We start from the raw sequence: 11,484 nt of genomic DNA, 5'->3' as shown, positions 1-11,484 counted from the left end.
GCTCAACCGGCCGTGCGGACCAGCATCTTGCCCAGGTTCTCCCCGCGCAGCATGCCTAGGAACGCCTCTACCGTGCGGTCGAATCCCTGCACCACAGTGGTGTCCGTGCCTATCCGGCCGCTGCGCAGGTGCGGGACGAGGAAATCCTCCAGCTCGTCCTGGAGATTGGTGTGGTGCGAGACCAATACCCCCTCCAGGCGAAGCGACTTGTGCACCACCTCGAAGAGGTTGCGGGGCGCGGCCGGGGAGCGGTCGCCGTTGTACATCGAGATCGCCCCGACCCAGGCGATCCGCCCGAACTCGCGCAGGGAGTCGATCGCGCCCTCCAGGTGGTCCCCGCCCACGTTGTCCACGTAGACGTCGATCCCCTCCGGGGCGGCCTGCGCCAGCTGCTCGCCGACCGGCCCGTCGTGGTAGTCGAAGGCGGCGTCGAAGCCGAGGGTCCCGGTGAGGTGGGCCACCTTCGCCGCCGAGCCCGCGCTCCCGATGATCCGGCGGGCGCCGAGCAGCCGGGCGATGTGCCCGGTGGCGGTGCCGACACCGCCGGCGGCGGCGGAGACGAACAGGTCCTCGCCCTCGCGCAGGGCCGCCGTCCGGGTGAGGGCGGCGTACGCGGTGAGGCCCGTTCCGCCCAGGATCGACAGGTACGCCTCCAGCGGGACCCCCTCATGGCCGCGGAGCCTGCGCGTGCCGTCCACGCCCCGGGTGACCAGGGCGTGGGTGCGCCAGCCCGCCCGGTGGAAGACCAGGTCCCCCTCCGCCAGGCCCGGGTCGCGGGAGGCGAGCACCCGGCCCACCGCCCGGCCCTCCAGCGGGGCGTTCAGCTCGAAGCCGCCCTCGCCCCCGTCCATCCGCCCCCGGTGGTAGGGGTCCACCGACAGCAGCAGGTTCTCCACCAGCGCGGTGCCGGGGGCGGGTTCGGGGACGGGCGAGGAGACGTAGGCGAAGTCGGAGGCGACGGGGAAACCGGTCGGGCGGGCGATCTGGTGCACGGCGTCAGCGGTGTGGGCGTTCATGGCCACGACCGTAGGAAGGAATCCCCGGGCCGGGCAGGGGGTTGCCCTCATGGAAGCCGCGCGCCCATGAACGCGGCTCATACACCGAGGTGGGAGCCCCCGTGACCGAACTCGCCCCGCAGGAACTCCGGGTGCTGGTCGCCGTCGCCGAGACGGGCGGCTTCTCCGCCGCGGCGGGCGTCCTCGGCGTCAGCCAGTCGGCCGTCTCCCACTCGGTGCGCGGCAGCGAGGGCAAGGTCGGCGCGGTGCTCTTCGAGCGCGGCCGCTCCGGCGCCCGCCCCACCCCGGCGGGGGAGCGGGCCGTGGCCCTGGGCCGGCGCATCCTGCGGCTGTACGAGGTCCTCGGCGCGGAGGCCCGCGCCGCAGGCCGGGCCGCCTCCGGCGCGGGCCCGGCGGACGGCGCCCTGGAAGGCACCCTGCGCATCGCGGCCTTCCGCAGCGCGGCCCTGCACCTGCTGCCGCCCGCCCTGGAGCGCCTCGCCGCCCTGCACCCCGGGATCCGGCCCGAGGTGCGGGTGGTGCGCGAGCTCGGGGCCGGGACGGCCGGGGAGGTGGCCGCCGGGCGGGCGGACCTGGGCATCGCCACACTGGGCGCGCCCGGCGACGTACCGCCCGGGCTGCTGACCGGGGTGCTCGCCCGGGAGGCGTACGCCCTGGTGCACCCGGCGGGGCACCCGGACCCGAAGGCGCTTCCCCTGCTGGACTGGGACGAGAACTGCGGCTCCTACACCCGCCGCTGGTGGGCCGCCCAGGACTGGATCCCGGCGGCCACGGTCAAGGCGGAGGACGACGCGATGGTGCTGACGATGGTCGGCCGGGGCCTGGGGATGGCGATCATGCCCGAGCTGTCCCTGCGCGAGGCCACGGATGCCGTCGAGATCGCCGCCCTGGGGCCCGAGGGGCCGGTGAGGCGCGTGGGGTACGTCACCACAGCGGAAGCGGCGTCCACCCTGGCGGTCAGGGCTCTGATCAGGGAACTCAGGGCGGAATCGGCCTGAAAGCGGAAGCCCTTGAAGGGCCTTTCGAGGGGTGTCCCGTCTCAGATACTAGGAAGTCCGAGTAATTGCGGAGACAGACAGCCGCGCCTGCCCTAGCTTTGTAGGAGCCGAACGTCTCGCACATCCAGCGAATGGCGGTCGTGAGCGCGCGCCCCTGGCAGGTAACCCCTGCGGCGCACGGCTCCCCGCCTCTTCCGGCGCCTTGAAGGAACCCCTCATCCGTGGCCCCGCCACGCCGTGATCTCAAGGAGTCGATCACCATGACCCCCACCACCGCCGCCTCCCGCCGCGTCCGCCACACCTCCCCCGCCGACGACGAGCGCAAGAACGCCGCCGCCGCCCTGCAGCGCGCCCTGGACCGCCGTGACAACGGCGGCTCGACCGGCCACTGACAAGCTGACAAGCCCTGTCCCCTCGGCTCCGCAGGCATGGCGCGTCCATATGGTGGACTCCATATGTCTGCGGGCTGGGACACGGAGTACGGTTCCGACATGTCGACCAGCATCAATCTCGCAGTGATCCCCGGTGATGGCATCGGCCAGGAAGTCGTGGCTCAGGGCCTGAAGGTCCTTACCGCGGTCCTGCCGCAGGATGTGAAGCTGGAGACCAAGGAATACGACCTCGGCGCCCAGCGCTGGCACCGCACCGGCGAGACCCTCCCGGACGCCGAGCTCGAAGCGCTGCGCCACCACGACGCGATCCTCCTCGGCGCCATCGGCGACCCGTCGGTCCCCTCGGGGGTCCTGGAGCGCGGTCTGCTGCTGAAGCTCCGCTTCGCCTTCGACCACTTCATCAACCTGCGTCCCTCGAAGCTCTTCCCGAACACGGCCACCCCGCTGGCGGGCCGTCCGGACATCGACTTCGTCGTCGTCCGCGAGGGCACCGAGGGCCCGTACACCGGAAACGGCGGCAGCCTGCGCACCGGTACCCCGGCCGAGGTCGCCACCGAGGTCAGCGTCAACACCGCGTACGGTGTCGAGCGCGTGGTGCGGGACGCGTACGAGCGGGCCAACTCCCGCCCGCGCAAGAAGCTGACGCTCGTCCACAAGAACAACGTCCTCGTGTACGCGGGCCACCTGTGGAAGAACATCTTCGACAAGGTCGGCCGGGAGTACCCCGAGGTCACCACCGACTACCTGCACGTCGACGCCGCGACGATCTTCTTCGTCACCCAGCCCGAGCGCTTCGACGTCATCGTCACGGACAACCTCTTCGGTGACATCCTCACCGACCTGGCCGCCGCCGTCACCGGCGGGATCGGCCTGGCCGCCTCCGGGAACATCAACCCGACCGGCGCCTTCCCGTCGATGTTCGAGCCCGTCCACGGCTCGGCCCCGGACATCGCCGGCACCGGCAAGGCCGACCCGACCGCGACGATCCTCTCCGTCGCCCTCCTGCTGCGCCACCTCGGCTACGAGGCCCAGGCCGCGCGCATCGAGGACGCCGTCTCGGCCGACCTCGCCGAGCGTGACGGAACTTTCCGCTCCACCGACGCGATCGGCGACGCCCTCGCCGCGCGAGTAGCCGGCTGACCCGGCAGCTCCACCGAGGAAGCCGCCGGGTACGCACCATCACCCGGCGGCTTCTCCTGCACGGCCCCGGGTGCCACCATCTCCCGTGGGCCGCATCACCCCGTTTCACCGAAGACCCCGCGCGCGCGATAATCGAACGCGAGGCCGCGGTATACGGGGAAGCTCGGACGTCCTAGTACGCATGAGCGCGGTCCGCCATACACAACGGTGAAGGACAAGCACTCATGACGACGCCCACGATCGAGCTCAAGCCCTCCTCGAACCCGCTGTCCGACGCGGAGCGAGAGGCGATCCTGGCCAGCCCCGGCTTCGGCCGCCACTTCACCGATCACATGGTGACGATCAAGTGGACCGAGGGCCGCGGCTGGCACGACGCCGAGCTGGTCCCGTACGCGCCGCTGTCGATCGACCCGGCCAACATGACGCTGCACTACGCGCAGACGATCTTCGAGGGGCTCAAGGCGTACCGCCAGCCCGACGGCACCGTCGCCACCTTCCGCCCCGAGGCCAACGCCGAGCGCTTCCAGGCGTCCGCCCGCCGGATGGCCATGCCGGAGCTGCCGAGCGAGCTGTTCATCGAGGCGTGCGACGCCCTGATCAAGCAGGACAGCGCCTGGGTGCCGAACTCCGGCGAGGCGTCCCTGTACCTGCGGCCGTTCATGTTCGCCTCCGAGGTCGGCCTGGGTGTCCGCCCGGCCAACGAGTTCCTGTTCATGGTCATCGCCTCGCCCGCCGGCGCCTACTTCCCCGGTGGCGTCAAGCCCGTCTCCGTCTGGCTGTCGGAGGAGTACGTCCGCGCCGTCAAGGGCGGCACCGGCGCCGCCAAGACCGGCGGCAACTACGCCGCCTCCCTCGTCGCCCAGGCCCAGGCGGCCTCGCACGGCTGCGACCAGGTCGTCTGGCTGGACGCCGTCGAGCACCGCTGGATCGAGGAGATGGGCGGCATGAACCTGTACTTCGTGTACGGCGACCGCATCGTCACCCCGGAGCTGACCGGCTCGCTCCTTCCCGGCATCACCCGCGACTCCCTCCTCACCATCGCCCGCGACCTCGGCTACACCGCCGAGGAGGGGCGCATCTCCACCGAGGACTGGAAGCGCGACAACGAGAACGGCACCCTGACGGAGGTCTTCGCCTGCGGTACGGCCGCCGTCATCACCCCCGTCGGCTCCGTCAAGTCCGAGCGCGCGAGCTGGACCCAGGGCGACGGCGAGCCCGGCGAGGTCACCATGAAGCTGCGCAAGGCGCTGCTGGACCTCCAGACCGGCCACCGCGCCGACACCCACGGCTGGATGCACCCGCTCGGCTAGCCGACAGCGGATCGGCCCGCGAAACGGGGTCCCGGCCTTCCGGCCGGGACCCCGTTTCGCATGTCCGGCCCCGGCGGGGAGGCGGAGACGGTCCTACCCGTACGGGCGCCGCGGACGTGCGGGAGGTCCACCGGCGTGGGACGTTGACGGTGCCCACCGATCCGGCGCCGGCACCGGCCCGGGTGGTGCGGCGCACCCCTCCGGGGGTGGTTCTCTCGTGCGCCGGCCGCTGTGGCCGGCGGAAAGGCGGATCCCCATGAAGCGGTTCGTTGCCTCCGGCCTGCTCTGCGCGGCCGTCGTGCTCGGGGCCTCGGCGTGCTCCAGTAACGACACGACTCCCCAGGAGGAGGCCTCGACGGCCGCCGCCGAGCTGTGCACCAACCTGGTCCAGCTGAAGTCGGACAACGCCGCGCTCAAGGCGCTGAACCCGGCGACGGCCACGAAGGACCAGATCCACAACGCGGTCGAGGCCGTCCGGACCGACTGGAAGAACGTCAAGGAGAGCAAGCAGACGATGAAGTCGGCCGAGCGGGAAGCCGTCCAGGAGGCCACGGACAACCTCAAGAAGGGGTACGACGACCTGCCCGGCGACACCACGGGCAAGGACGCGCTGACCCAGCTCCAGCCGCAGATCCAGGCGGTCGACACGGCGGTCCAGCAGTCGGCGGCCTCGCTGAAGTGCCGCTGACGCGACGGCCCCTGGAAACCGCCGTGGCGCCCCGGGGGCCGTGGTCGTGCGCCGCCGTCAGTCGGCGGCCACCATGAGCGCGTCGGCCGTCGGCGCGGCCGTCTGCGCGGTCCCGGTCGCGGTCGTGGTCCGGAACGTCAGCGCCCCGTAGACCAGGCCGCCGACCAGCCCCGACAGGATGAAACTACAGTCCACCCCGCCGGTGAGGGCCAGCAGCGGGCCCTCGTAGACCGGGGTCGACACGGCGGTCAGTCCCACGACCGCGCCGGCCGCCCAGGCGGCGGTGGCGCGCAGGTTCCAGCCGCCCCTGTACCAGTAGACGCCGCCGCGGGCCCGGCGGTTGAACACCTGGAGCGCATCGGCGTCGTACTGCCCGCGGCAGCGCACGTAACCGATCAGCGTGATGACGGCCCACGGGGTGCCGATCGCGGTCAGCAGCAGGACGAACGAGGTCATCGCCGACTGGACGTTCCACTCGAAGGAGCCGAAGAAGACGAAGGTGGTGGCGACGGCCGCGGCGATCACGGTGGCCTTGGTACGGGTGGCCTTGGGCACGATGGCGTCCAGGTCGAGGCCCATGGAGTAGAGCATCAGCCCGGCGTTGCCCACCGAGCCCGCGGCGGCCGCGAAGAGCAGCGGCACCAGATACCAGAAGGGCGCGGCGGCCACGAGCGGGCCGGCGTAGTCGGCCCCGGCGCGGGCGGCCAGCGCGGTGTAGGTACCGAAGAGCTGGGGCACCAGCAGGCCGAGCAGCAGGCCCAGACAGGTGGCCCAGTAGACCTTGCGGGAGCTGTGCCGGCTGGGGGAGATGTAACGGGTGTAGTCGCCGAGCAGGGTGATGAAGGCGACGGGACCGCTCAGCCCGGCGGCGACGGCGGCCAGGATCCAGGTCGGCCAGAAGGAGCCGAGCAGGTACGCGGTGTCCGCCGGGGCGGCGGTGGTGAAGCCGGGGGCGTAGGCGTACACGCCGACGGCCAGCAGGATCACCATGGCGATCGAGAGCGCCTTGCTCATGCGCAGCAGCAGCCGGTACCCGAACACGGCCCCGACCACGGTGAAGGCGGCCAGCACCCCGTACATCACCGAGTGGGTGAGGCCGGTGTCCGGCAGGCCGGTGAGGCGGGCGAGGGTGCCGACCATCACGTCGCCCCCGATCCAGAGGGTCAGCGCGGTGTACCCGAGCGCGAGCAGCAGTCCGACCACCGAGCCCACGAGCCGGCCCCGTACGCCGAACTGTGCCCCGCTGGAGGTGGACAGGTTCGTCGCGGTGCGCAGGGAGACCAGCGCGAGCGGCGCGGTGAAGGCGATACCGGCCAGGGTGCCGGTCACGATGGCGGTGAGCGAGGGGACCAGACCCAGTCCGAAGGACGGGGGCAGCCAGCCGAAGACGATCACGCCGAGGCAGAGGTTGGAGCCGAGCAGGATCGACATCAGGTCACGGGGACCGCTCGTCCGCTCCTCTTCGGGGATGGTGTCGACTCCGCGCTGTTCGATGGGCATGGGGGGACTCCCTTGGCACGGGGGGTGGGGAAGTATTCGTTTGAGCGACACTCAATGTGACCCCAGCCCTGCTGTGAGGTCAATGATTCCCAGCGAGGAAATGAAGAGTTAGAGTGATGCTCTAACCCATTGACTCAAAAGGTGGTGGATCGGCGTGCGGCTGACCCCTACGGAGCGTGACCGGCTGCTGCTGCGCAGCGCCGCGGAACTGGCCAGGGCCCGGCGGGCCCGGGGCCTGCGGCTCAACGTCCCCGAGGCCACGGCCCTGATCGCCGACACCGTCTGCGAGGCCGCGCGGGACGGCAAGCGCCTGGCGGAGGCCATCGAGGAGGCCCGCGGCGTCCTCGGCCCCGGGGACGTACTGCCCGGCGTGGCCGATGTCGTCACCGAGGTGCATGTGGAGGCCGTCTTCGACGACGGCTCCCGCCTCGCGGTGGTCTCGTCCCCGATCCGGGGCGCGGCCCCGCTCGGCGACGAGGCCCCGGGTGCGGTCGTACCGGGTCCGGGAGCCCCCCAGCCCGAGCCGGTGGTCCACCTGCGGGTGCGCAACACCGCCTCGGTGCCGGTGAGCGTCACCTCGCACTTCCACTTCTTCGAGGCCAACCCGCGCCTGGACTTCGACCGCGCCGCGGCCTACGGCATGAGGCTGTGCGTCCCGGCCGGCTCCTCGGTGCGCTTCGACCCGCACGGCGAGGGCGAGGTCGGTCTGGTCCCGATCGGCGGCGACCGGATCGCCATCGGCTTCGCGGGGCTGGTCGACGGTCCGCTCGACGCCCCCGGCGCCAAGGCCGAGGCCCTGGCCCGCGCCGCCGCCTGCGGCTACCTGGGCGCGGCCGAGCCCGCCACGGACGCCCCGGAAGGAGGCCCGGCGTGAGCCGTCAGACCCCCCACACCGACCACAGCGCGCACTGCGCCCCCGGCAGCCGGCACATCGACCCGCACGAGTACGCCTCCGTCTTCGGCCCCCGCGCCGGCGACCGGGTCCGGCTCGGCGACTCCGGGCTGACCGTCCGCGTCGAGCACGACGCCCAGAAGCCGGGCGACGAGTTCCTCGCCGGCTTCGGCAAGACCGCCCGCGACGGCCTCCACCTCAAGGGCGCCGCCGTCCGCGACACCTGTGACGTGGTCATCAGCAACGTCCTGGTCATCGATGCCGTCCTCGGCATCAAGAAGGTCTCCATCGGCATCCGCGAGGGCCGCATCCACGCCATCGGCCGGGCCGGCAACCCCGACACCCTCGACGGGGTGGACGTGGTCGTCGGCACCGGCACCAGCATCGTCTCCGGCGAGGGCCTGATCGCCACCGCCGGGGCCGTGGACACCCACGTCCACCTGCTCTCCCCCCGGATCATGGAGGCTTCGCTCGCCGCGGGCGTCACCACGGTCATCGGCCAGGAGTTCGGCCCCGTCTGGGGCGTCGGCGTCAACTCCCCGTGGGCCCTGAAGCACGCCTTCAACGCCTTCGACGCCTGGCCCGTCAACATCGGCTTCCTCGCCCGCGGCTCCTCCTCGGACCCCGCGCCCCTGGTCGAGGCCCTGGCCGAGGGCGGCGCCTCGGGCTTCAAGGTCCACGAGGACATGGGCGCCCACACCCGTGCCCTGGACACCGCACTGCGCGTGGCCGAGGAACACGACGTCCAGGTGGCCCTGCACAGCGACGGCCTCAACGAATGCCTCTCCGTCGAGGACACCCTGCGGGTGCTGGAGGGCCGGACCATCCACGCCTTCCACATCGAGGGCTGCGGCGGCGGGCACGTCCCCAACGTCCTGAAGATGGCGGGAGTGCCGAACGTCATCGGCTCGTCCACCAACCCCACCCTGCCCTTCGGCCGGGACGCGGTCGCCGAGCACTACGGCATGATCGTCTCCGTCCACGACCTCAAGCCGGACCTCCCCGGCGACGCGGCCATGGCCCGCGACCGGATCCGCGCGGGCACCATGGGCGCGGAGGACGTCCTGCACGACCTCGGCGCCATCGGCATCACCTCCTCCGACGCCCAGGGCATGGGCCGGGCCGGCGAGACGATCCGCCGCACCTTCGCCATGGCCGCCAAGATGAAGGGCGAGCTCGGACCCCTGGAGGGCGACGGCGAGGGCGACGACAACGCCCGCGTCCTGCGCTACATGGCCAAGCTCACCATCAACCCGGCCATCGCCCACGGCCTGGCCCACGAGATCGGCTCCATCGAGGTGGGCAAGCTCGCCGACATCGTGCTGTGGCGCCCGGCCTTCTTCGGCGCCAAGCCGCAGCTCGTCCTCAAGTCCGGCTTCCCCGCCTACGGCGTCACCGGCGACCCCAACGCCGCCACCGACACCTGCGAACCGCTGGTCCTCGGACCGCAGTTCGGCTCCTACGGGGCCACCGCCGCCGACATCTCCGTCGCCTTCGTCTCGGCGGCCGCCGCGGCCCTCGGCTCCGACGCCATGCCGACCCGCCGCCGCCGCGTCGCCGTACGCGGCACCCGCGGCATCGGCCCCGCGGACATGCTCCTCAACTCCCGGGTGGGCGAGGTCGATGTGGACCCGCGCAGCGGACTGGTCTCCCTCGACGGGGAACCGCTGCGCTCCGAAGCGGCCGAATCGGTCTCCCTCAACCGCCTGTACTTCCTGTAGAGCTCGTTAGGACCTCCGCCATGACTGCACAGCCCGCGCACCCCGCCACGCCCGTGGACCACGGTTTCCGGATGCCCGCCGAGTGGACCCCCCACGAGCGCACCTGGATGGCCTGGCCCAGCCCCAACCCGACCTTCACCAACGAGGAGGAGCTCGCCGAGGCCCGCCGGGCGTGGGGCGCCGTCGCCCGCGCGGTGCGCGCGTACGAGCCCGTGACCCTCGTCGTCTCCCCGGGCGACGCCGAGAGCGCCCGCGCCGTCGTCGGCGAGGACGTCGAGCTGGTCGAGCGCGACCTCGACGACGCCTGGATGCGTGACATCGGCCCGACCTTCGTCACCAACGACGCCGGTGAGCTGGCCGCCGTCGACTGGACCTTCAACGGCTGGGGCGCCCAGGAATGGGCCCGCTGGGAGCACGACTCCAAGATCGCCCGGCACGTCTCCGACCTCGTCGGCACCCGCACCTTCAGCACCCCGCTGGTCAACGAGGGCGGCGCCATCCACGTGGACGGCGAGGGCACCGTGCTCCTCACCGACACCGTGCAGCTGGGCAAGGGCCGCAACCCCGACTGGACCCGCGAGCAGGTCGAGCGCGAGATCCACGCCCACCTCGGCACCACCAAGGCCATCTGGCTGCCCTACGGCTTGGCCGGCGACTACGGCACCTACGGCACCCAGGGCCACGTGGACATCGTCGCCGCCTTCGCCCGCCCCGGCGTGGTCATGGTCCACACCCAGCCCGACCCGGCCCACCCGGACCACGAGCGCTGCAAGACCATCGCCGCCATCCTGCGCGCCTCCACCGACGCCCAGGGCCGCCGGCTGGAGGTCGTGGAGATCCCGGCGCCGACCGTGCTGGAGGAGGACGGCGAATGGGTGGACTACTCGTACATCAACCACTACCTCTGCAACGGGGGCGTGGTGCTGTGCGCCTTCGACGACCCGCGCGACGAGGAGGCGGCAGAGATCTTCCGCGGACTGTTCCCCGAGCGGACCGTGACCCTCGTTGACGCACGTACGATTTTCGCCGGGGGTGGCGGTATCCACTGCATCACCCAGCAGCAGCCGAAGGTCTGACCCGAGGCGGCCTCGTGACCTGACGAAGGAGTGACCCATGGCGGCGGGCGGAGTACCGGTACGGGCGGCGCGCAAGAACGCGCCCCCGCGCGAGGCCGTACTCGCCGCCGCCATGGCCACGATCGCCGAGCGCGGACTCGACGGCCTCACGATGGCCGGCCTCGGCCGGCAGGTCGGCATGAGCAGCGGCCACCTCCTCTACTACTTCCGCAGCAAGGACGAGCTCCTGCTGCAGACCCTGGAGTGGAGCGAGGCGGCCCTGGGCGCCGAGCGCCGCTCCCTGCTCTCGCGGCGCGGACCGGCGGGCGAGCGGCTGCGCGCGTACGTGGACCTCTACGTGCCCGACGGTCCGCGCGACCCGCACTGGACCCTGTGGCTGGAGGTGTGGAACCGCTCCCAGAACGCGGGCCCCGGCGAACGCGACCGACAGGCCGCGATCGAGGGCGCCTGGCACCGCGACCTGGTCGCCCTGCTCGCCGAGGGCATCTCGCGCGGGGAGTTCCGCGCGGTGGATCCCGACCGCTTCGCGGCCCGGCTGCGGGCGCTGCTCGACGGGTTCAGCATCCAGGTGGCCGTCGGCCTGCCCGGCATAGGGCGCGAGGACATCCTGGAACACGTACGGGAGTTCCTGGCCCAGTCCCTGGCCGCCTAGGGATCCGGTGCCCGGTGCCGCCTGCCGGACGGAGGGTGCCCGCATGGTGAGACCGGCGTCCAGGAACGGTGGAGCGTGTGACACACTGCGAGCGTGTCT

Annotated in this window: 11 protein-coding genes; 9 read left to right on the top strand and 2 right to left on the bottom strand. The window is 72.1% G+C overall.

Going from position 1 to position 11,484, the window contains the following annotated elements; all coding sequences use genetic code 11:
- Positions 1-2 precede the first annotated feature (2 nt).
- A complete protein-coding gene (locus ABZ716_RS00880) occupies positions 3-1,016 on the bottom strand; it encodes an NADP-dependent oxidoreductase (protein ID WP_358955527.1) in 1,014 nt (337 codons plus the stop codon).
- A gap of 101 nt (positions 1,017-1,117) precedes the next feature.
- Here ABZ716_RS00880 and ABZ716_RS00875 point away from each other — a divergent pair, with 101 nt between their 5' ends.
- The 5 genes from ABZ716_RS00875 (at position 1,118) to ABZ716_RS00855 (ending at position 5,544) form a co-directional block, all read left to right on the top strand.
- Entirely contained in the window at positions 1,118-2,014 is an 897-nt protein-coding gene (locus ABZ716_RS00875; protein WP_358955525.1) for a LysR family transcriptional regulator, read from the top strand.
- A gap of 260 nt (positions 2,015-2,274) precedes the next feature.
- Complete coding sequence (locus tag ABZ716_RS00870) at positions 2,275-2,406, top strand: hypothetical protein (RefSeq protein WP_358813755.1); 132 nt, start codon at positions 2,275-2,277, stop codon at positions 2,404-2,406.
- 99 nt (positions 2,407-2,505) lie between these two features.
- On the top strand, positions 2,506-3,546 hold the full coding sequence (locus ABZ716_RS00865; RefSeq protein ID WP_358813754.1) for a 3-isopropylmalate dehydrogenase: 1,041 nt from the start codon (positions 2,506-2,508) through the stop codon (positions 3,544-3,546).
- A gap of 224 nt (positions 3,547-3,770) precedes the next feature.
- Positions 3,771-4,856 carry a branched-chain amino acid aminotransferase gene (locus ABZ716_RS00860; RefSeq protein WP_351890532.1) on the top strand — a complete coding sequence of 362 codons (1,086 nt, stop codon included), beginning with the start codon at positions 3,771-3,773 and terminating at the stop codon, positions 4,854-4,856.
- Positions 4,857-5,112: 256 nt separating this feature from the next.
- Positions 5,113-5,544: a hypothetical protein gene (locus ABZ716_RS00855; RefSeq protein WP_358813753.1), complete on the top strand. Its 432-nt coding sequence runs from the start codon at positions 5,113-5,115 to the stop codon at positions 5,542-5,544.
- Positions 5,545-5,601: 57 nt separating this feature from the next.
- On the opposite strand, the gene ABZ716_RS00850 is transcribed toward ABZ716_RS00855, so the two are convergent.
- Positions 5,602-7,044 carry a cytosine permease gene (locus ABZ716_RS00850; protein ID WP_358955523.1) on the bottom strand — a complete coding sequence of 481 codons (1,443 nt, stop codon included), beginning with the start codon at positions 7,042-7,044 and terminating at the stop codon, positions 5,602-5,604.
- Between the two features lie 154 nt (positions 7,045-7,198).
- Between ABZ716_RS00850 and ureA the strand changes: the two genes are divergently transcribed.
- Genes ureA through ABZ716_RS00830 form a run of 4 tightly spaced genes read left to right on the top strand, consistent with a single transcriptional unit; the run spans position 7,199 to position 11,385 of the window.
- Entirely contained in the window at positions 7,199-7,918 is a 720-nt protein-coding gene (gene ureA, locus ABZ716_RS00845) for an urease subunit gamma (RefSeq protein WP_358955520.1), read from the top strand.
- Positions 7,919-7,974: 56 nt separating this feature from the next.
- Positions 7,975-9,657, top strand: a complete 1,683-nt coding sequence (locus tag ABZ716_RS00840) for an urease subunit alpha (RefSeq protein ID WP_358955844.1) — start codon at positions 7,975-7,977, stop codon at positions 9,655-9,657.
- 20 nt (positions 9,658-9,677) lie between these two features.
- Positions 9,678-10,733: an agmatine deiminase family protein gene (locus ABZ716_RS00835; RefSeq protein ID WP_358955517.1), complete on the top strand. Its 1,056-nt coding sequence runs from the start codon at positions 9,678-9,680 to the stop codon at positions 10,731-10,733.
- A gap of 37 nt (positions 10,734-10,770) precedes the next feature.
- The gene (locus ABZ716_RS00830) at positions 10,771-11,385 is read left to right on the top strand and encodes a TetR/AcrR family transcriptional regulator (protein ID WP_351893134.1); all 615 of its coding nucleotides are present in this window, start codon (positions 10,771-10,773) and stop codon (positions 11,383-11,385) included.
- The last annotated feature ends 99 nt before the right edge of the window (positions 11,386-11,484 follow it).

The sequence above is a fragment of the Streptomyces sp. NPDC006687 genome, assembly GCF_040636215.1.
Classification (GTDB): Bacteria; Actinomycetota; Actinomycetes; order Streptomycetales; family Streptomycetaceae; genus Streptomyces.
The sequence above is the reverse complement of the archived record's forward strand: the minus strand, read 5'-3'. Positions and strand labels throughout refer to the sequence as shown.

Excerpts from the sequence above, each read along its gene's own strand:
- ABZ716_RS00835 (WP_358955517.1), top strand. The coding sequence starts at position 9,678 with ATGACTGCACAGCCCGCGCACCCCGCCACGCCCGTGGACCACGGTTTC.
- ABZ716_RS00850 (WP_358955523.1), bottom strand. The coding sequence starts at position 7,044 with ATGCCCATCGAACAGCGCGGAGTCGACACCATCCCCGAAGAGGAGCGG.
- ABZ716_RS00880 (WP_358955527.1), bottom strand. The coding sequence starts at position 1,016 with ATGAACGCCCACACCGCTGACGCCGTGCACCAGATCGCCCGCCCGACC.
- ABZ716_RS00860 (WP_351890532.1), top strand. The coding sequence starts at position 3,771 with ATGACGACGCCCACGATCGAGCTCAAGCCCTCCTCGAACCCGCTGTCC.
- ABZ716_RS00855 (WP_358813753.1), top strand. The coding sequence starts at position 5,113 with ATGAAGCGGTTCGTTGCCTCCGGCCTGCTCTGCGCGGCCGTCGTGCTC.
- ABZ716_RS00870 (WP_358813755.1), top strand. The coding sequence starts at position 2,275 with ATGACCCCCACCACCGCCGCCTCCCGCCGCGTCCGCCACACCTCCCCC.
- ABZ716_RS00865 (WP_358813754.1), top strand. The coding sequence starts at position 2,506 with ATGTCGACCAGCATCAATCTCGCAGTGATCCCCGGTGATGGCATCGGC.
- ABZ716_RS00830 (WP_351893134.1), top strand. The coding sequence starts at position 10,771 with ATGGCGGCGGGCGGAGTACCGGTACGGGCGGCGCGCAAGAACGCGCCC.